Origin of the sequence: Paraburkholderia strydomiana (genome assembly GCF_031456815.1) — a bacterium.
In the GTDB taxonomy this organism is placed as follows: domain Bacteria; phylum Pseudomonadota; class Gammaproteobacteria; order Burkholderiales; family Burkholderiaceae; genus Paraburkholderia; species Paraburkholderia caledonica.
In genome coordinates this window covers 1-19,701 of sequence record NZ_JAVDVL010000022.1, presented here as the reverse complement: position 1 = coordinate 19,701, position 19,701 = coordinate 1, and the positions used below count along the sequence as shown (strand labels likewise).

The 19,701-nt window shown below is 63.6% G+C and carries 20 protein-coding genes and 1 pseudogene; 12 read left to right on the top strand and 9 right to left on the bottom strand.

Translation table 11 applies throughout. The features are described 5' to 3' along the window. Positions 1-154: 154 nt before the first annotated feature. Genes J2W46_RS32820 through J2W46_RS32805 form a run of 4 tightly spaced genes read left to right on the top strand, consistent with a single transcriptional unit; the run spans position 155 to position 3,769 of the window. Positions 155-1,138, top strand: a complete 984-nt coding sequence (locus tag J2W46_RS32820) for a LysR family transcriptional regulator (protein WP_310359916.1) — start codon at positions 155-157, stop codon at positions 1,136-1,138. Continuing rightward, positions 1,135-2,607, top strand: a complete 1,473-nt coding sequence (locus J2W46_RS32815; protein ID WP_310359913.1) for an NAD(P)/FAD-dependent oxidoreductase — start codon at positions 1,135-1,137, stop codon at positions 2,605-2,607. Before J2W46_RS32820 ends, J2W46_RS32815 begins: the two co-directional genes overlap by 4 nt. A 29-nt stretch (positions 2,608-2,636) precedes the next feature. After that, positions 2,637-3,185, top strand: coding sequence for a CMD domain-containing protein (locus J2W46_RS32810; RefSeq protein WP_310359912.1), 549 nt, complete (start codon positions 2,637-2,639; stop codon positions 3,183-3,185). After that, complete coding sequence (locus J2W46_RS32805; protein WP_310359908.1) at positions 3,182-3,769, top strand: peroxidase-related enzyme; 588 nt, start codon at positions 3,182-3,184, stop codon at positions 3,767-3,769. The genes J2W46_RS32810 and J2W46_RS32805 overlap by 4 nt, the downstream gene beginning before the upstream one ends. Here J2W46_RS32805 and J2W46_RS32800 read toward each other — a convergent pair. The 3 genes from J2W46_RS32800 to J2W46_RS32790 all read right to left on the bottom strand — a co-directional run bounded on the left by J2W46_RS32800 (position 3,766) and on the right by J2W46_RS32790 (position 6,458). Next, positions 3,766-4,596, bottom strand: a complete 831-nt coding sequence (locus J2W46_RS32800; protein WP_310359905.1) for a CmcJ/NvfI family oxidoreductase — start codon at positions 4,594-4,596, stop codon at positions 3,766-3,768. The genes J2W46_RS32805 and J2W46_RS32800 overlap by 4 nt on opposite strands. 35 nt (positions 4,597-4,631) lie before the next feature. After that, positions 4,632-4,871 (bottom strand): hypothetical protein, encoded by a 240-nt coding sequence (locus tag J2W46_RS32795; RefSeq protein ID WP_310359902.1) that lies wholly within the window; start codon positions 4,869-4,871, stop codon positions 4,632-4,634. A 102-nt stretch (positions 4,872-4,973) separates the two neighbouring features. Next, complete coding sequence (locus tag J2W46_RS32790) at positions 4,974-6,458, bottom strand: MFS transporter (protein ID WP_310359898.1); 1,485 nt, start codon at positions 6,456-6,458, stop codon at positions 4,974-4,976. A gap of 232 nt (positions 6,459-6,690) precedes the next feature. Between J2W46_RS32790 and J2W46_RS32785 the strand changes: the two genes are divergently transcribed. The 4 genes from J2W46_RS32785 (at position 6,691) to groL (ending at position 10,494) form a co-directional block, all read left to right on the top strand. After that, on the top strand, positions 6,691-7,701 hold the full coding sequence (locus J2W46_RS32785; RefSeq protein WP_310359896.1) for a sulfonate ABC transporter substrate-binding protein: 1,011 nt from the start codon (positions 6,691-6,693) through the stop codon (positions 7,699-7,701). Between the two features lie 45 nt (positions 7,702-7,746). Beyond that, on the top strand, positions 7,747-8,343 hold the full coding sequence (locus tag J2W46_RS32780; protein WP_310359893.1) for a nitroreductase family protein: 597 nt from the start codon (positions 7,747-7,749) through the stop codon (positions 8,341-8,343). A gap of 206 nt (positions 8,344-8,549) precedes the next feature. After that, on the top strand, positions 8,550-8,840 hold the full coding sequence (locus tag J2W46_RS32775) for a co-chaperone GroES (RefSeq protein ID WP_310359891.1): 291 nt from the start codon (positions 8,550-8,552) through the stop codon (positions 8,838-8,840). Positions 8,841-8,853: 13 nt separating this feature from the next. Continuing rightward, a complete protein-coding gene (groL, locus tag J2W46_RS32770) occupies positions 8,854-10,494 on the top strand; it encodes a chaperonin GroEL (protein WP_310359888.1) in 1,641 nt (546 codons plus the stop codon). A 424-nt stretch (positions 10,495-10,918) separates the two neighbouring features. Here groL and J2W46_RS34510 read toward each other — a convergent pair. Next, a pseudogene (locus J2W46_RS34510) lies at positions 10,919-11,080 on the bottom strand (SfnB family sulfur acquisition oxidoreductase); the annotation flags it as partial. 127 nt (positions 11,081-11,207) lie between these two features. Between J2W46_RS34510 and J2W46_RS32760 the strand changes: the two are divergent. The 4 genes from J2W46_RS32760 to J2W46_RS32745 all read left to right on the top strand — a co-directional run bounded on the left by J2W46_RS32760 (position 11,208) and on the right by J2W46_RS32745 (position 14,979). Next, positions 11,208-12,026, top strand: a complete 819-nt coding sequence (locus tag J2W46_RS32760; RefSeq protein WP_310359884.1) for an ABC transporter substrate-binding protein — start codon at positions 11,208-11,210, stop codon at positions 12,024-12,026. Positions 12,027-12,032: 6 nt separating this feature from the next. Next, positions 12,033-12,764: an amino acid ABC transporter permease gene (locus tag J2W46_RS32755; RefSeq protein WP_310359882.1), complete on the top strand. Its 732-nt coding sequence runs from the start codon at positions 12,033-12,035 to the stop codon at positions 12,762-12,764. Next, the gene (locus tag J2W46_RS32750; RefSeq protein ID WP_310359879.1) at positions 12,761-13,474 is read left to right on the top strand and encodes an amino acid ABC transporter permease; all 714 of its coding nucleotides are present in this window, start codon (positions 12,761-12,763) and stop codon (positions 13,472-13,474) included. Before J2W46_RS32755 ends, J2W46_RS32750 begins: the two co-directional genes overlap by 4 nt. 449 nt (positions 13,475-13,923) lie before the next feature. Further along, positions 13,924-14,979 (top strand): LLM class flavin-dependent oxidoreductase, encoded by a 1,056-nt coding sequence (locus J2W46_RS32745; RefSeq protein ID WP_310359876.1) that lies wholly within the window; start codon positions 13,924-13,926, stop codon positions 14,977-14,979. A 48-nt stretch (positions 14,980-15,027) separates the two neighbouring features. Here the strand turns inward: J2W46_RS32745 and J2W46_RS32740 are convergent, their stop codons facing one another. From J2W46_RS32740 to J2W46_RS32720, 5 genes are all read right to left on the bottom strand, one after another. Continuing rightward, positions 15,028-16,272, bottom strand: a complete 1,245-nt coding sequence (locus tag J2W46_RS32740; protein ID WP_310359874.1) for an acyl-CoA dehydrogenase family protein — start codon at positions 16,270-16,272, stop codon at positions 15,028-15,030. 14 nt (positions 16,273-16,286) lie between these two features. Next, the gene (locus tag J2W46_RS32735; RefSeq protein WP_310359871.1) at positions 16,287-17,291 is read right to left on the bottom strand and encodes an NrtA/SsuA/CpmA family ABC transporter substrate-binding protein; all 1,005 of its coding nucleotides are present in this window, start codon (positions 17,289-17,291) and stop codon (positions 16,287-16,289) included. A 33-nt stretch (positions 17,292-17,324) separates the two neighbouring features. Next, positions 17,325-18,020, bottom strand: a complete 696-nt coding sequence (locus J2W46_RS32730; RefSeq protein WP_310359969.1) for an ABC transporter ATP-binding protein — start codon at positions 18,018-18,020, stop codon at positions 17,325-17,327. 41 nt (positions 18,021-18,061) lie between these two features. Beyond that, complete coding sequence (locus tag J2W46_RS32725; protein ID WP_310359869.1) at positions 18,062-18,901, bottom strand: ABC transporter permease subunit; 840 nt, start codon at positions 18,899-18,901, stop codon at positions 18,062-18,064. A 314-nt stretch (positions 18,902-19,215) separates the two neighbouring features. Further along, positions 19,216-19,353 carry a hypothetical protein gene (locus tag J2W46_RS32720; RefSeq protein WP_310359866.1) on the bottom strand — a complete coding sequence of 46 codons (138 nt, stop codon included), beginning with the start codon at positions 19,351-19,353 and terminating at the stop codon, positions 19,216-19,218. Positions 19,354-19,701: the final 348 nt, after the last annotated feature.

Genomic DNA, 19,701 nt, shown 5'->3' with positions numbered 1-19,701 from the left:
GTTTTCGGCACAGCCGATCCTCTGGCGGCGCGTTCAACTGCTCGCCCCGGGTCGCGTTCCCGCGCCAATTCGATCTTTAGTTTGCCGAATTTATTATAAGAACGGCGCATGCAACGAACCCTACAATGCCTGCAACACATGAAGGAAACATCGCATGGAGTTGCATCAACTCGAAGCATTTGCGGCCGTGATGTCGGCGGGCAGCGTCACGGGCGCCGCGCGTCTGCTCGGCCGTTCGCAGCCCGGCGTTTCGCGGATGATCCAGGACCTCGAACACGAAATCGGCTATCCGCTTTTCAATCGGAACGGTCCGCGCGTCACGCCGACGCAGCGTGCATTTCTGCTCTACGAAGAAGTGGAACGCATGCTGCTGGGCCTCGATCGCATCCGGGAAAGCGCGCTCGCGATAGGCCGCGACGAAGCGCCGCCGCTGCGCATCGCGGCCACGCCCGCGCTCGCGGCGGCGCTCGTCGCGCGCGCGCTCGCAACGCTCGAAGCCGACGGCGTCGGGCAAGACGCGCAGGTGCGCAGCGCATCCGCCGAACAGGTCGTTCAGGCGGTACTGTCGCGCGCCGCGGATGCCGGCATCGCGACGCTGCCGCTCGATCATGCGGCGCTGCATCTGCACTATGTGATCGAAGCACCGTGCGTCGCCGTCCTTAGCCGTGCTGATCCGCTTGCCGGCGCGCCCATCGTGCGGCTGCGCGATCTTGCCGGGCGGCGCCTCGCGACCGTCGCGAATCGCCACCGCTTGCGAAGGCGCATCGATCAGGCATTCACCGCGGCCCGCGTCGAAGCAAACGTCGTGCTGGAGAGCAATGCATCGCTCAATGCGGTGATGGCCGCACACGAAGGGCTTGCCGTTGCCGTCGTCGATCCGGCGACGGCCTTCGGCACGCCTGTTGCCGACGTGGCGGTGCGGCCGCTCGATGTGCACATCCCGTTTCTCTATGGCGTCGTGACAGCATCGGGCAGGCCGCCGAGCCCTGCCGTCGATGCGCTGATCGATGCAATCGATCGTGTCTCTCATGCGCTGTTGCCGGGCGCCGCGCGTCATCGGCCCGCGCAGCACGATGCGCTGCTCTCCGGCAAATCCGGCAGCCGCGCGCCCAGCAAACCCGTCGGAGCGGCAGCATGAGCAACGTAAGCTTCTCCACCGCGATTGCCGGACTCGATGCGCTCGAAGCGCGTCTGCGCGAGGACCTTGCGTGGCTCGAATTGCCCGCGCCCGCATGGGTGCCCGCGCGCTTCGCCGACGGCGCGCGCGTGCTCGATGTCGCGATCGTCGGCGCGGGCATGGCGGGCCTCACGGCCGCGGCCGAACTGCGCATGCTCGGCATCGACAATCTGCAACTGTTCGATCAGGCGGCCGCCGCGCAGGAAGGCCCGTGGGTCACCTATGCGCGGATGAACACGTTGCGCTCGCCCAAGCAGTTGACCGGGCCTGCGTTGCGCTTTCCCGCGCTCACGTTCCGCGCCTGGTATGAGGCGCAATTCGGCCGCGAGCAATGGGACGCGCTGAACAAGATTCCGCGCACGCAATGGATGGACTATTTGCGCTGGTATCGCAAGGTACTGTCGCTGCCCGTCGTCAACGACACGCGGCTTGCGCATCTCGCGCCGCGCGATGACGGACTTATCGCGCTCGATCTGCACGCGCAACATGGCGGGCCGCGCGCCGCGCTCGCACGGCATGTCATTCTCGCGACGGGCCGCGAAGGGCTCGGCGGCCCTTATGTACCGCCCATTGCGCGCACGCTGCCCGCGCATCGGTACGCCCACTCTTCTGATTCGATCGATTTCGACGCGCTGCGCGGACGCCGCGTCGGCGTGGTCGGCGGCAGCGCGTCTGCGTTCGACAATGCGGCGAGCGCGCTCGAAGCCGGTGCGGCGCGCGTCGACATGTTCATCCGGCGCGAGGAAATGCCGCGCATCAACAAGCTCACGGGCATCGGCAGTCCGGGACTCGTACATGGTTTCCAGCATTTGCCCGATGAGTGGAAATGGCGCTTTCTGCACTACTCTGCGCAGTCGCAAACCCCGCCGCCGCGCGACAGCTTGCTGCGCGTCACGCGCCATGCGCACGCGCGGCTGCATCTCGGCAGCCCGTTGATTCGTGCGTCCGCGCACGGCGACACGCTTTCGGTCGATACGCCCAAGGGCGGCTACGAACTCGACTATCTGATCTTCGCGACGGGTTTCCATTCAGAGATCGACACACGCAGTGAATTCGCAGCGATTGCGCCGCATGTGCGCCGCTGGCGCGACCGCTTCGAGCCGGGACCGATGCTCGCGAACGAAGAACTGGCCTCGTCGCCGGACCTCGATGCGCGGCTCGCGTTTCAGGAGCGCGTGCCGGGCGCGTGTCCGGCGCTTGCGCGCATTCACTGCTTCAACCACGCGGCGAGCCTCACGCACGGCAAGGTCGCAGGCGATATCCCTGCCATCAGCGACGGCGCGCAGCGGCTTGCCCGCGCGATCGCGTCGATGCTTTTCGATGCCGACCGCGAGCAGCATTACGCTGCGCTGCAAGCCTTCGACAAGGCAGAACTTTTCGGTGATGAATGGACCGATGCGGATACACAGCCCGTCATCAACGCAACATGAGCAACGCACACAGACACAGAGGAGCAGGCATGTCCACAGCAGCCGGTAGCACACCGCCCGTGCGGGACTTCGTCGATGAACTCGCGGGACTCGCGCCGCACGGTGCGGTCTCGGCGCTGCGCGCAGCGCGCGCCGACGCGACGGGTTTCACGCAAGGCAGTTACGACGCACTGTTCGATCCACGCGCGACCGGCCTTTCGCTCGACGAACGGCTCGCGGCGGCCAGTTACGCCGCGCATCTGTCGTCGGCGCCGCTGGCAGCGCAGGCTTACCGCGAGCGTCTTGCCGCGCAGCATTCTGCGCACCATACCGAGGCGCTCGCGCTGCTCGACCAGTTGCTAACCAGCGACGCGTTCGAAATCGATACGGCCGCCGATAGTGGAAGGCTTGCCGTCATTCTTGCCCACACTCGCGCACTGGCCCTGCTCGACCCACACCCTGACCAGGCTGCGCTTCTGCGCCTGAAAGACGCGAAGTTATCGACGGCGGAAATCGTTGCGCTGTCGCAGCTCGTCGCGTTCATTTCGTATCAGGTGCGTGTTGTTGCCGCGTTGCGCGCGCTGGAGGCAACGGCATGAGCACATCGCACGGATTCACCTCGCAACAGCTCGGCTGGACCGCCTGGCTCGATACTGTCCCGCTACGCTCGGCGTCGCCGGAACAGACAGCCGTACTCGAAGAGAGCCACCCGCAAGCGAAGACCTCCGACTACTATCTGCTGCTCGTACACGAGCCGGAAATCCTGCGGCAGCGCTCGGGCGCGTTCAACAGCATCATGTATGCACCAGGCGGCCTGTCGCGCGCGGAGCGCGAACTCGCGAGCACGGTCGTGTCGCGGGTGAATGGCTGCGTGTATTGCGCGTCGGTTCACGCGCAGCGCTTCCAGCAACTGACGAAACGCGACGACGTGATCAAACAGGTTTTCGCCGATCCCGCCACGGCAGGCACGACGCCGCGCGAGCGCGCGATCGCCGCTTACGCGATCGAACTGACGTTGAATCCGCAAGCGGTCGGCGCGGCGTCGATCGATGCACTGACGCAAGCCGGACTCTCGCGCGCCGAGATACTCGATCTCAGCCACGCGATCGCGATTTTCGCGTGGGCCAACCGGCTGATGCTGACGCTCGGCGAACCCGTCTTTCCCTCACGCGTAGAGGCTTAGAAGAACAGTAGCGTGCGCAGCTCGATGCTGCGGCGCGGCCGCGCATCGGGCGGCGAAGAAGGATCGTCGAACGCGGTATGCGCTGTCAGCCGCGCGACGCCGTCGCCGGCCGAATCGTAGATCTTCAGCAGCAGCACCTCGTCCGGCGACATCAGCGGGAAGTAGTACCAGCGATGCTGCCGATTGAAAACGAACGCGTAGGTCTCGCCGATCCTGTCGCGATAGATGAGGTCCGACGGCACGACATCGTTGAGCGCGATGCTGCGCGAGTCGCACAAGGCGAGCGACGAGGATTCGACGGTCCAGCCGATGGGCCGCCACAGATTGACGATCGCGACGCGGCCCTTCAGGAGTTCCTCCGCTTCATGCGGCGGCAGATGATCGCGCACGCGGCGCGGGCCCGACACGAAGGTCTGATCGTTGTGAATGAACTTGACGGGCTCGCGCACGTGGTCGGCGCGCACGGCACGGCCATCGCGCAGCGTGTGGTCGAAGATCACGGCCCGTTTCGCGCCCGTTACCCGCCTGAGCAGCGCTTCGGACTCGGGATAGTAGATGCGTTCGATCGCAGCCGGATCGGAAAAGTCGGTCAGCGCGCTTGTATGCTGATGCAGCTCGAAGCCATTGCGATCGAGCGACAAGCCGCCCGGCGGCGGCGACACGCGCGCATTACTGATTTTCACGCGCTGCGTCTGATAGTTGCCGCTGCGCAGCGGCACGCCCTCGGGCGGCTCGTACGCATAGGTCGCCGGTTTTTCACCGTTGGCGACCAGATAGTCCAGTTCGGCCTCGACGACGGCCGGCTGTTCGATAACGATATCGCTCATTGCCTGTGCTCCACGATAGAGATTCGAAACGGGCCTTATTCGGGCGCGATTTCTCCGATCACATGAAACATGTCGAGCGTGTATCCCATGTTGAAATATCCCGCCCGCGCGTAGACCGCAATCCGTTCGAGTCGCTCCGGGTCGCGGCACGGCGCGGCGTGCGAGTCCGCGCCCGCCGCGGGCGCGCGCTCCCATCCGCCCTCCGCGCGTTGCCTGAACGCCGCGAACGGCCGGAACACCGCCCAGCGGTAAAAGGTGGCGGGATTCATCGACATGGTGCGCCCTCCTGCTCGTGAGATTCATTGAATCTAGACAGCGGAAAGCGCCTCCACAAACAAGCATTTGTGCAATGCTTTGCAGCGCGGCGCGTGCGGGTTTCAGCGAGCCGGGGCTTGCGAGCCCTGATAGTCTTCACCGTCGATGTCGTAACCCGAAGGCTCCCAGCGGATCGCCAGCAGCACCAGCAGCGACGTCAGCGGCGCAATCGCAATCACCCAGAACACCTTCGTGCCGAGTGCGCCTGCCAGCACCGGAAACAGGAACAGCGAGATCGTCGACGCCGAGCGCACCAACGTCTGATTGAAGCCGACCCCAATCCCGCGCAGCGACGTCGGATAGCTGAGCGACGCGTAAGTCATCGAATGCGAACCCGGTCCGAAGCCCTGCCCGAACAGATAGCCGCCCAGCAGCAGGATCGCCACGACCACCAGCGCGCCGCCGCTCGGCCGTCCGATCAACGCGAGTCCAATCAGCGATACGAACTGCAGTGAGTGCCCGAGAACGGTCATCCTCCACGCGCCGACCGTCGGGGCGGTGCGCACGCCGATCAGGCCGCCGACGAACGCGAACAGCAGGTTCAGCGTGAGCGACGCAACGATCGTCGTAAGCGGGCCTTGCGCAAAGAAGCTCGTGATGATGACGGGCAGACCGAAGATGATCGCGTTATAGCCGAACGACGACGCGCTGCCGATCACGGCGGCAAGTATCGTGCGCCTGCGATAGGTCGCGTTGAACAGCACGCCGTAATTGCGCCACGAAGCGCGGCGCGGATGCCCGGCGAGCGCAGCGCCTTGCTCGACGACGGCATCGACCCCATAGGAACGCTTCAGGATGCGCGCCGCGCCTTCGAGGTCGCCCTGATTCGCCGCCCATACGGGCGACTCGCTGATGTAGCGGCTGCGCACCAGAATGATCGCGATCGCGGGCACGGCGCCGAATGCCAGCGTCAGACGCCACAGCCAGCCGAGATGCTCCTGCGGCAGGATCGCGTAGAGAGCCAGTATCAGCAGGTAGCAGGTACTGGTCGCCGCATACCAGGCGGGGCACCACGCGGCCACGCTGGCCGCCTTGTTGCCCCGGCCCGCGACACGCGAGAACTCCGCCAGAAACGCCATGGCGACGGGCAGATCGAGCCCCACGCCGAAGCCCATCAGAAAGCGCGCGCCAGCGAGCACCCACGCGTTGGGTGCGAGACCGGCGGCGATCGCCGCGACCACGAAGAACAGCATGTCCGCCATGAACACGCGATAGCGCCCGATGCGGTCCGTCAGATAGCCGCCGAACAGCGCGCCGAGAATCGCGCCGAAGGTGATGGCGGACGAGACAAACCCCACCTGCACGGGTGTCAGCGCGAACTGCTTCGCAATGTCCTTGATGCCATACGCGAGCGAGGTCAGATCATAGGCATCGAGAAAGACGCCGCCGAGCGCGATCGCGATCACGATGCGCGCGTTGCTGCCCTTCGCCGCACCCGCATTGACGATGCGCGCGACGTCCTGCGCGGAGCGGATCACGGCGGGACGGGCAAGCTCAGGCTGCGCGGGTGCGTCTGGCGGAGTCGATGGAATAGCGACGGTGGACATGATGGCTGTCGAACAGGAGTCAAAAGTTCCTGCATGCTAGCGACGCCTCCATCGTCTTCCAAACGACGATTGAATATATGCAAAGCGCGGGATCGGACGTTGTCCGTGCGGCAAGGCGCGAGGCGGCGCTTTCGTCCGTGCCGTGCTTACGATATGCGCAAACGATGGTTGGTTTTGCCAGTGCGGCGACTTAACGTCGTGGACGACAACATCACGTAACCCTCCCATACCGATGAGCAAGAACAGACACTCGATCTTCGTATCGCCGCCCGATGCGGCACGTCGCCGGCTGCTGCAAGGCGCAGCGGCGGGCATTGCAGGCGCGGCGCTGGGCGGCGTGCTCGCACCGTTCGGCAGTACCATCGCACACGCGCAGGGCACCGAAAAGAAGCTGCGCATCGGTTTCCAGAAATACGGCAATTTTGTCGTGCTGAAAGCGCGCGGCACGCTGGAGAAAAAACTGGCGAGCCAGGGCGTGACCGTGCAATGGCTCGAATTCCCTGCGGGGCCGCAGTTGCTCGAAGGCCTGAACGCGGGCGCGGTCGACGTCGGCACGGTCGGCGAGACGCCGCCGATCTTCGCGCAGGCAGGCGGGGTCGATTTCGTTTACATCGGCAACGAACCGCCCGCGCCGCACGGCGAAGCCATCGTGGTCCCCAAGGCCTCGCCGATCCGTTCGGTCGCGCAGCTGCGCGGCAAGAAGGTCGCGCTGAACAAGGGCTCGAATGTCCATTACCTGCTCGTGAAAGCGCTCCAGCAGGCTGGACTCACGTATACGGACATTGAGCCTGTCTATCTGACACCCGCCGATGGCCGTGCCGCATTCGTGCAGGGCAGCGTCGACGCGTGGGTGATCTGGGACCCGTATCTCGCGGCGATCGAACGCCAGGCCAATGCGCGCACGCTCGTCAACGGAGACGGCCTCGTGCGCAATACGCAGTATTACGTCGCCGCGCGCAAGTTTGCGTCTGCGCAGCCGCAAACGCTGCATGCGCTGCTCGACGAGATCAATAGCGTCGACGGCTGGGCTCGCAACAACGTCCCCGAAGTAGCAAGCCTTCTGTCACCCCTCGTCGGCCTCGACCCGGCCACGCTCGACGTTGCGCTCAAGCGCGCCGGCTATGGCGTGCAACCCATCACCGACGCCACGCTGGCTTATCAGCAGCAGATCGCCGACACGTTCAGCGCGCTGAAGCTGATTCCCGGCAAGCTGACCGTCGGGGATGCGCGCTGGAAAACCTGATCCGTCCGAGCGATTCCTTCACTGCCCTCACTCTATCGACCGATCATGACGACATCGAATACGCGCACCGCCGAACACCCGATCGACCGCCAGTTTCTCGAACGCTGGTCGCCGCGTGCGTTCACACAGGACACGATTCCTGAATCCGCCTTGCAGACCTTTCTGGAGGCGGCGCGCTGGGCACCCTCCTCCTACAATTCGCAGCCGTGGCGCTTTGTCTACGCGCGGCGCGGTACCGAACACTGGACGCGCTTTCTCGGCTTTCTCAACGAGTTCAACCGCGGCTGGGCGCAACATGCAGCCGCCATTCTGATCGTGCTGTCGAAGCGCACGTTCGCGCCGCCCGGCGCGACGGATGCAGTCGCGCTTGCGTCGCATTCGTTCGATACGGGCGCCGCATGGGGCTATCTGGCGTTGCAGGCGAGCCTGTCTGGATGGAAAGCGCACGGCCTTGCGGGCATCGAGCGCGATCACATCCGCGCTGAACTTGCGATTCCCGAAGACTATGCGATCGAAGCGGCCGTCGCGATCGGCCGTGCGGGCGACAAGGCGTCGTTGCCCGAAGCGTTGCAAAAGCGCGAGACGCCGAGCCCGCGTCAGCCGTTATCCTCGTTCGCCGCCGAAGGCCAGTTCGTGTTCTGAGGCGCTTCTCCGTCGCGAGCAAGACGCTTAGGACTGCGCGTGCATTGCTAATCTCCCGTCATTGCCGAACGTTCTGCCAATCGGTTATTGGAGCCGTGGGTTCGCCGTTTCTATACTCGGCTTTCCATCAGCACTCGCGATGTTGGAGTGCCAATGCGAAACCCGCTTGCAAAACCAAACAGTTATCGAGCAGAAGGAAATAACCAATGAGTCTACGTCCGTTACATGATCGCGTGATCGTGAAGCGTCTCGATCAGGGAACCACCACCGCGTCGGGCATTGTGATTCCCGACAGCGCGGCCGAGAAGCCGGATCAGGGCGAAATCCTCGCTGTCGGTCCGGGCCGCCGCGGCGGCGACGGCAAGCGCATCGAGCCGGACCTGAAAGTCGGCGAGCGCGTACTGTTCGGCAAATACGCGGGTCAGGCGGTCAAGGTCGAAGGCACCGAACTGCTGGTGCTGCGCGAAGAAGATATCGTCGCGGTCGTTCAATCCTGAGGAGAAGATAAACATGGCAGCCAAAGAAGTCGCGTTCAGCGACAATGCGCGGTCCAAACTGGTTGAAGGTGTCAACCTGCTTGCCAATGCGGTGAAAGTCACGCTCGGTCCGAAAGGCCGCAACGTCGTGCTCGAGCGCAGTTTCGGCAGCCCGATCGTCACCAAGGACGGCGTCTCGGTCGCGAAGGAAATCGAACTCGCGGACCGCCTGCAAAACATCGGCGCGCAACTCGTCAAGGAAGTCGCGTCGAAAACGAGCGACGCCGCCGGTGACGGTACGACGACGGCTACGGTGCTCGCCCAGGCGATCGTCCGCGAAGGGCAGAAATATGTCGCGGCGGGCCTCAATCCGCTGGACCTCAAACGCGGTATCGACCAGGCCGTGCGCGTGGGTGTCGAGGAGCTGAAAAAGATCAGCAAGCCCACGACGACCAGCAAGGAGATCGCGCAGGTCGCGACCATCTCGGCCAATGGCGAGGAATCGATCGGGCAACGGATCGCCGAAGCGATCGACCGCGTCGGCAAGGAAGGCGTGATCACGGTCGAAGACGGCAAGTCGCTCGCCGACGAACTCGACGTCGTCGAAGGCTTGCAATTCGATCGTGGGTATCTGTCGCCTTACTTCATCAATAACCAGGACCGGCAACTTGCCGTGCTGGAAGAGCCGTACGTGCTGCTGCATGACAAGAAAGTCTCGAACATCCGCGATCTGCTTCCCGTGCTCGAACAGGTCGCGAAGTCGGGGCGGCCGCTGCTGATTATCGCCGAAGACGTCGAAGGCGAAGCGCTTGCTACGCTCGTCGTCAACAACATTCGCGGCATCCTGAAGACCGTGGCCGTCAAGGCGCCGGGTTTCGGCGACCGCCGCAAGGCGCTGCTCGAAGATATCGCGATCCTGACGGGCGGTCAGGTGGTCGCAGAAGAAACCGGCCTGACGCTCGAAAAGGCGACGCTCGCCGAACTGGGTCAGGCCAAGCGCATCGAAGTCGGTAAGGAAAACACGACGGTTATCGACGGCGCCGGCGAGAAGGCCAATATCGAAGCGCGCGTCAAACAGATTCGCGCCCAGATTGCGGAAGCAAGCTCCGACTATGATCGCGAGAAGCTTCAGGAGCGTGTCGCGAAGCTGGCGGGCGGCGTGGCCGTCATCAAGGTCGGCGGTGCGACGGAAATCGAAGTGAAGGAGAAGAAGGACCGTGTCGACGATGCGCTGCATGCGACGCGCGCAGCCGTCGAAGAAGGCATCGTGCCGGGCGGCGGCGTTGCACTGATCCGCGTGAAGCAGGCGATTGAGGGTCTGGAAGGCGCGAATGCGGACCAGAACGCGGGCATCAACATCGTGCGCCGCGCGCTCGAAGAGCCCCTGCGCCAGATCGTTGCGAATGCGGGCGAGGAAGCCAGCGTGATTGTCGCGAAGGTCGCGGAAGGCTCAGGCAACTTCGGCTATAACGCGGCGACGGGGCAATACGGCGATCTCGTCGAGACGGGCGTGGTCGATCCGACCAAGGTGACGCGCACCGCGCTGCAAAACGCGGCATCCGTCGCGAGCCTGCTGCTCACGACCGACGCGACCGTGCACGAAGCACCCAAAGACGCCGCGCCCGCCGCTGCGCCCGGCGGTCCCGGCGCAGGCGGTCCGGGCTTCGACTTCTGATGGGCTGAGAGGCAATGCGCTGGGTGCTGGGTGTGCCCAGCGCGGAACGAAAACGCACAGCCGGGCAGCCGCCATTTCGGCTGCAACCAGCACGGGGATCGAATAGGCGCCCCCCTCGAGCGAGCCGAGCGGATCAACAGCGGATCCACGTTGCGCACGCCGCTGACCGTATTGGAGCGGCATCACCGGAACGTGCTGTGCAGCCGCATTCATGCGCCGCCGAACAGCCTGATTCGCGGCAATGCGAGCCGCGCCGCGCTCAGCGCGTAGCGGGGCTTTATACGAGCACTTTCGGATGCGCGAAGTTCGCTACGTCGACCCGTTGCTTGACCAGTCCCAGCGTGTGGAAGGTATCGACGATGTCCTGCTGCTCTTTCACGATGCCAGGCGTCAGCGCGACTGTGGTGTAGTTGCGCCGTATGGTCGCACGCTTGCGCACGAACTGGATGGCATCGGCGATGGCCGCTTCAGCGATACCCTGATCGATCGCCGCCTGTATCAGTCAGGAGGTCGGGCCCGACAGACCGTGACGGTCGCCGAGTTGCCAGATCGGCAATACGTCGTCGGGATCAACGGGCACCTGATCGGGCCTACTGTTTATGACGCGCCACGTTTTGCTCCTGACGATTTATTGGTTCGCCGCAAGAAGCCGCGTTGCTAAAGTCGCAGCTCACCGGCGCACGCGCCGCATATACAGATAAACAAGGTCAACAATGAAAATCCGGTTTACGGGCGCAGTCGTCATGGGGTTGATGCTCGCCATGTCCAGCGCGGCACACGCCGATCGTCTCGATGACATCAGAAAAGCGGGCGTGCTGCGCGTCGCGACCTTCGACAGCAATCCGCCGTTCGGCTTCGTCGATCCGAAGAGCAATCAGATCGTCGGGCTCGACGTCGACTACGCGCGCGCGGTCGCGAACAAACTTGGCGTGAAACTGGAGATTCAACCGACCAATCCGGCGAACCGCATTGCGTTCCTGAAATCCGGCAAGGTCGATCTCGTGTTCGCGAATTTCACGATCACCGACGAGCGCAAGAAAGAAGTCGATTTCAGCACGCCGTACTTTGCTTCGGGCACGCAGTTCATCGCAAAGAAAGGCGTGCTCAAGTCGCCACAACAGCTGAACAGCCTGCGTATCGGCGCGGACAAAGGCACCACCAACGAGCAGCAGGTGCGTGCTCAATTTCCGGGCGCGACCATCGTCGCCTACGACGACACGCCGTTCGCGTTCGCCGCGCTCCGCGCCGGCAACGTGCAGGCGATCACGCAGGATGGACCGAAACTCGTTGCGCTGCTGGCCAATGTGCCCGACAAGGCGAATTACGAAATTCCGCCGTTCACGATCTCGAACGACTATGAAGGCGTCGGCGTGCCGAAGGGTGAAACGCGCCTGTTAAATGTCGTCGACGACACGCTCAAGGGGCTCGAAGCGAACGGCACGGCCGCAAAGATCTACGATCAGTGGTTCGGTCCGTCGAGCCGCGCGCCCCTTCCGCGCCTGTTCAGGATCGGCGATCCGCAAAAGAGCTGATTGCCGATGAGTAACTGGCTGGGACCGAAGTACGTCGCGTGGATAGCGCACGGCTTTTTGATGACTTTATGCCTGTCGGTGTGCGTGATCGTCGCGGCGACCGTGTTGGGGTTTCTGCTGGCGATCGCGCGTAACGCGCAGCATCGCGCCGTTACACGAGCGGCCGCGCTGTACGTGCTGGCGTTCCGTAATTCGCCGCTGCTCGTGCAGTTGCTGTTCTGGTACTTCGGCGCGGCGACGCTGCTGCCGCAAGGCGTGATGGAATGGCTCAACGCGCCGCACGTCGTCGTGCTCGGTCCGATCGCCTTGTCCTGGCCGCCTTTCGAATTCGTCGCAGGCTGGATTGGCCTGACGTGCTATGCGACGACTTTCATAGGCGAAGAGTTTCGCGCAGGCATGCGTGGTGTAAAACACTCGCAATATCAGGCGGCCGCCGCGCTCGGACTAACGCCGTTTGCAGCATTCCGCCATGTGATTTGGCCGCAGGCCGTGCGGATCGCGACGCCGCCGCTTGCCGGCCAGTACATGAATATCGTTAAGAATTCGTCGCTGACGATGGCAATCGGTCTCGCGGAACTGTCGTACGCGTCGCGACAGGTCGATACCGAGACCTTCAAGACGTTTCAGGCTTTCGGCGCGGCAACGGTGCTCTACATCGCGACGATCGCCGCAATCGAGGTCGCCTTGCTGCTGTGGAAACATCGCGCGTCGCACATCTTGCAGCGAGGGCGTGCATGAGCTTGACCGACTGGTTGCAGACGCTGCGCTATCTGCTGCTCGGCACGTTTCCCGATGGCCCGCTCGGCGGCGCTGCACTGACGCTCGCGATGTCGGTGATCTCCGCCTTGCTGTCGGCGCTACTGGGACTGGCTTGCGGCATTGCGTTGTCGATGACGCGCGGCGCGGCGCATCTGCTGCTTGTCGGGATCGTCGGCTTTTTCAGGGCAATCCCAGTGCTGATGCTGATCTTCTGGACGTTCTTCCTGATGCCGATGCTGCTGCACGTCAACGTGCCCGGACTCGCGGCAGTCGTCTGCGCGCTGGCTTTGATCGGCGGCGCGTATCTGTCGCATTCGGTCCATGCAGGCATCAGCGCCGTGGGCGCGGGACAGGGACAGGCGGCGCTGTCGCTCGGCATGACGCGCTGGCAGGCGCTGCGTTTCGTGCTGTTGCCGCAGGCGATCCGGATCATGACGCCTTCGTTCGTGAACCAATGGGTGTCGCTCGTCAAGGACACGTCGCTCGCTTATATCGTCGGCGTGCCCGAGTTCACGTTTCTCGCGAACCAGGTCAATAACCGGCTGATGGTGTATCCCGTGCAGATCTTTCTGTTCGTCGGGTTTGTTTATCTGCTGCTCTGCTCGGCGCTGCAACTCGGCGCGACACGTCTGCTCGCCGCCCCGCAATCGACCCTCGAAGAACCAGCTCTCGAGGTGCAGCAAACATAGGGGCTCAGGCGGTACCGTGCGCGACTGACAATAAAGACATACTCCCCCAACGCCGGAATCCCAATCCAGGGAGTTCAACGGGTCAGCACGAACGAAAACTGTCCCCTTTGCGCCAGGAATTGTGTCACTGCCTCGAACTGCCTGACGATACCGTCCAGCGCAAATAATCCAGGAAGGAGGATGATGTGCTTCCGACGGATCCGCGTCCGCAGCAACAGGTGAGCCGATACAGGAGCCGGTTCGCGTAGGCAGACGGTCTTGAGCAGTTCGAGAGCCCGCAGAGCAACTAAAACCGTCCCGGGTATGCGTCATGCCGAACGTTCGAATTCGTCTGCGTCTCGTCCGCTAAATACCGATGCCGCGATTGCATATCGCCATAACTTCGAAAGCCCTACGCGGGCGCGCGGTAGCATGGAGAGCTTCTCACTCTGCCTCTGGAGTTACAGGCGATGTCTAACCCTCCCCGCTTCGGCATTTGGGCGCTCGTACATGGAAGCCGTGCCGCGCTACAGGATCCCGCGGAACCCTACGACGCCTCGTGGGCGCGAAACAAGGCCCTCGTGCTCGAAGCTGAGCGGCTCGGGTACGACTCTGTGCTCGTCGCGCAGCACACCGTCAACCCGCATGACCCTTCGCTCGATCAACTCGAGGCGTGGACTGCGTCGGCCGCACTGGCAGCGCTGAGTTCGCGCATCGAGATCATCGCCGCGATCAAGCCGTATCTGTACCATCCGGTCGTGCTCGCGAAGATGGCGCAGCAGATTGAACACATCAGCGGCGGACGTTTCGCGATCAACCTCGTCAACGCGTGGAATCGTCCGGAGCTCGAACGGGCCGGCATCGGCTTCGCAGAGCACGACGAGCGATATGCATACGGCCGCGAATGGATCTCGGTCGTGGACGCATTGTTGCGCGGCGAAGCGGTCACCCATCGGGGAGACAACTTTCGCATCGACGACTATCAGTTGCGTCCAGCCGATCCGTTCCGCACGCGGCCGCGCATCTATGTCGGCGGCGAGTCCGAGCCGGCGCGCTCGCTCGTCGCGGCCCATGGCGACGTGTGGTTCATCAACGGGCAACCGCACGACGACGTGGCGGGTCTTATCGCGGATGTCTCGTCGCGTGCGCGGCCTCCCGGTCTCGATGCGTTGCGCTTCGGCCTGTCGGCCTTCGTGATCGCAAGGGAGACGCAGACCGCCGCCGAAGCCCACCTCGATCACCTGTTTGCCCTTGCAGATCTCGACAAGCCGCTCCGTGAGCGGCAAAAGGCTAACATCGATCCGAATGCAGTCATGCACCAGACGTTCGCGCGCTCACCTCGGGTGGGTTCGAACGGCGGCACGGCTGCGGGCCTCGTCGGCGACTACGATACGGTCGCTCGACGCGTCGTCGACTTCAACCGTGCCGGCATCGAACTGTTCATGCTGCAGTTCCAGCCCTTCGAGGCCGACATGGCGGTTTTCGCCGAGGAAGTCATACCGCGCGTGCGTCGTCTGCTTGGCTGAATGCGCGGGTTTTCGCACGCGAGTCGCAAGCGAAGACCGGGCGGGCGCCTAAAAGAACGCGCCGGTCGGCGGCAACTGCCCGGTCAGCAGATGCTGTCCGAGCAGACGCTCCTTGTATAGCCGCGGGTTGTGCGAAGCAATCACCTTGATGTTGCGCCAGTGCCGGTCGAGCGCGCCGAAACGCGAGACAACCGAGCCGGATCCAAGATCGATCAGCCAGCTTGCTATTTGCGGAGCGAGGTCGTCGATGACGACTTTGGCTTCCGACGCCACAAGCGTAGCGGCGAGTGTGGCTTCGTATTCGCCGCTTGTACCGTAAGCGTCCCACGCTCGTTGAAGCGCAGCGACTGCGTGGTCAGCGGTAGCTTCCACACTTGCCGCATAGGCACGGATGCGCCCAAGTTGAGACTGAAGCACGGGTTCGTCCGCGGGATGCTCAGCTTCGCCGTGGTAGAAATTGCGGCTCCGCGAACGCAACACATCGACCGCATCGAGCGCGACCCGCCGCACGATGCCCGCAATGCAGTTCGTCAGATAAACCTGATGGAACGTGAAACCCCACGGCGCGGCCTCCTCCGCTTGCGGAGGATCGAGCGGGTACAGGTGCGCCGCGGGTACGGTGACGTCTCGAAAGCGGGCCGTGCCCGACCCGGTCAGCTGCTGCCCGAATCCATACCAGTCGTCGTCGTTGCTTACGCCCGCGCCCCGCTCCAGCACGTATTGCACAGTGCGCCCCGCGCGGCTCTCCACAGCTGAGCCGATGAAGGCGTCGTTGTAGAGATTGCCGGTCGCGTACACCTTTTGTCCGGAACCGACGTAAACGTCGCGAGAAGCGTCCCATTCGAGCCGGGTCAAAACCTTCGTCGGACGCGCCCCGGCTGCCTTTACATCGCTCTCGGTGAAACTCAGGCCAATGGTCTTTCTCTCTGCGGTGAATCTCAGCACGTGCGCGTGAAATGGATGATCCTTCCTCCTCAGTGCCGCCTCGACCTGCCACAGATGATTGCGGAACGCATGCGCGATGTTCGAATCAGCCGCCGCCACGTCGCGAGCGACGACGAACAGATCATCGAGCGACACGCCGTGGCCACCCTGCTCCGGCGACAGGCGCAGCGCGCCGAAGCCGAGCGCCTTCAACTCCGCGATCTCATCGTGCGGTAAGCGATGCTCGCGTTCGCGAGCGGCCGCTGTCGCTGCAATATCGGCGAGAGTCTTTGCGAAGCCGAGTCTGACGGTCAACGGCGAGACGCCCTGCTCGCGGCTCGCTTCCCTGATGCTATTGGTAGGAGTCATGCGGGCGCCCGGGTTCAAACTCTGATGCTGTAGTCGGCGACCTTGATGCGCGCGTTGATGATCTTGCGATCCGCGAGCCAGTCGGCGGCGCGCTGAAACTGCGCGATAAAGGCGGCGTCGTCCGCCTCGTGAAACTGGTTCACGCGCTTGAGACTCGCCAGGTAGTCGCGCACCTGATCCGGATATTTGCCTTCGCGCTGCACGAGTTGCTCAGCTTCAGCCGAGTGGGCCGATTGCCACGCCCCTTCAACGTGATATGCGTCGATTACCGCGCGAATCAGTTCGGAGTTTTCTTCGGTGAATTTGCGGCGCGTGACCAGCGAACTGTAGTCAATCAGAAAGTCCAGGTCGCGGCCTTCGAAAAAAATGTCCTTGGCGTCATTCGCAAAGCGCGCGATGTCCACGCCCGGCGACCACATCGACCACGCGTCGATCTTGCCCTGGGCAAAAGCCGGCGCGGCATCGGGCGGATTCAGATAAACGAATTGCACCTTGTCGCGGTCGACGCGATGTTTCTCCAGCGCTGCGATCAGCAGGAATTCACCAAGTCCCGAGCGGTTCACCGCGACCTTGCGGCCCGCGAGATCCGCAATCGAGTTGATGCCGCTGGTCTTCTTCACGATGATCGCAGTGGAGCGCGGCGAATAGATGTCGAACGCGTTGAAGACGATCGGCGAGCCGGCCAGCATCGCCGCAAGTGCCGGCGTCGTCGAGCCCCAGAAGCCGAAGTCCGCGCTGCCGCCGACGACGGCCTGAATGGACGGCGCATGGTTCGGGAACGGCCCGATCCATTCGACCTTGATGTCCTTGGCCGCGAGCGTCTTTTCGAACACGCCGCGTTGCTTCGCGATGTCGGGCAGGCTGCCGTATCCCCAGCCCACGCGTACCGTGTCGGTGTTGCGCGTCAGCTTGCGCGGCTCGGCTGCGTGCGCAGGAAAGAGTCCGCCGGCCGCGACGCCTGCCAGCAGGCCGCCCGCCGCGCGCAACACCTGGCGGCGGCTCAACAATGAATCAGTCATGCTTCTGCATCCTTCGATTAATGGCGATATCTGTTAGTGAGAAGGAACGCCCAGTTCGTCCAGCAGAATGCGCCGCAGCGTGCCGCCCTGCTCCTTCGGCCGGGAGGAGGCCGCGATGCGGCCGGCGCGCATCACGAGGATTCGGTCGGCGAGGGTCAGCGCTTCGTCGACGTCGTGCGTGACGATCAGCGCGCCGGGCTGGTGCAGCGCGACGAGCTCCTTGACAAGTCCGTGCATCTTGATGCGAGTCAGCGCGTCGAGCGCGGCAAACGGCTCATCGAGCAGAAGCAGCGCCGGCTCCGGAACGAGCGCCCGTGCGAGCGCCACGCGCTGAGCCTGACCGCCTGAGAGATTGCGCGGCCAGTCGTCTTCGCGTCCGGCAAGGCCGACCTCGGCAAGCGCAAGCGCGGCGCCGCGGCGCCCGATTGTCTTTTCGTGTCCGAGCGCGACGTTTTCCCACAGCGTCGCCCACGGCAACAGACGATGCTCCTGAAACACCACCGACAGGCGCTCGGGCGCGCGGATCGTCCCGGCGTCGGGCAGATCGAGTCCCGCAAGCGCGCGCAGCAACGTCGTTTTGCCGCAGCCGCTCTCGCCAAGCAGCGCGACGAATTCACCCTTGTGAATGTCGAGGTCCAGTGAATCGATTACGACACGGCTTCCATAGCGCCGGTGCAATCCACGGACCGCTACGGCCAGCGTGTGCGCGCCGGCGCTGACGTTGACCAGGTCTGCGGCGACATGATCGCGGACGGTGGCGATAATTTGGCTCACTTGCTTGCTCCTTTCGCGTAGTTCGCGTGCCACGAGAGGAAGCGGGCTTCCAGCAGGCGCACGAGCGCGTCCGCCACGACGCCGATGATCGCGTAGACGATCATCGTCAGGACGATCACGTTTGTGTTGAGAAATTCACGGGCATCCATCGCCAGAAAGCCGATACCTTTCGTCGTCGCGAGCGTTTCGGCGATGACCAGGGCGAGCCATGCATGCGCGAGCGCATAGCGCACGCCGGTGAGAATCGACGGCATGGCCCCCGGAAGAATGATTCGCCGCACGACTGCCGTCCGGTCGAGCCCGACGACGCGTGCCAGCTCCATTAGCTTCGGATCGAGCTGGCGAATACCGAGCATCGTATTGATGTAGATCGGGAAGAACACCGCCAGCGCGACCAGGAAAATCTTCGCGATCTCGCCGACTCCAAACCAGACGATCACAAGCGGCAGCATCGCGAGGAACGGAATCGCGCGCACCATCTGGATCGAGCGATCGAGAAGCGCCTGGGCAAGCGGCGAAAACCCGACGAGGATGCCGAGTGCGAGGCCTAGCGTTCCGCCGATGACGAATCCACCCGCGGCGCGCAGCAATGAGACGCCGAGATGAACGAAGAGGTCGCCGTTACGGACCAGGTTGAACGCTGTCTCAAGAACGCTGCTCGGGGCGGGCAGCACTTGCGGTGCAATCAGTCCGAGGCGTGCCGCAGCTTCCCAAAGCAGCACACAGGCGGCCGGGATCATCCACGAAAGCCAGCTGTACAGCGTCGTCCCGAGAACGCCCCTGCGCCTTGGTTGAGCAGCGACATAGCGGCTGCGGGTAGAAGTCAGGTCGGCCATGCCATTTCCATGTCAGATGTGGAGACGGCGCGCTGCGGTGCGAATCGGAAGCCGATCCTCACTGCGCACAGCGCCATTGCTTTGCCTTTGATGAAGGAGACTCGCGGTGCGGCTTTCTAGCGGGCGTCGAGCCGACTCGTTCCAGTGCACGAGCATTCGCGCTCGTGCACTGGCGCCTGGCGCTTTCGACCCGTAGCGAACAAGCTGATCATTAGAAGCTGCCAGGCAACGCCATGACAAACGCTTTTTTGTGCTTTGCTTTCCAGCAATATCGTGTACAGGTTCGCAGCAGCGTGGGAGCTGATGTCTTCGCCTCAACGCGCCATCGCCGCTGCCAGCGCGCAACCGATATGGGCGTCCTGTATCCGCTGGTCACGCTGCAACTCGACTTCACGCGTGCGCGCATCGCTGCCCGCGTACTTCTTCGCGCGCCGTAGCGACGACGCCATCATGATTTAGATCCGGATTCAGCGACCGAACTGGCTGCACGGACCAGGAGCAATCGAACGGATTGGACCATTTCTCGGCCGAAGCCGATGCTCACCGTTGGGCCGTCGTGCGGCCGGAGTGCGCCGCGTTGCCGACATTAGCAGTGAAGTGCAGTCGAACGTCGGCTTCTGGGAGAGGCGAACGAGTCTTCTCGACCCACTGGAGACGGCCGCATCTGCCCGAAGCGGCCGCTCACAACGAACGAACAACGACTCCGCCGGCAGCCGTGACCGCGATTTTCCTCAACGCTTGGAGCGGGAAAATATGTTGACAAGATTCCCATCCGGATCGCGTAGCAAGAGCGAGCGATT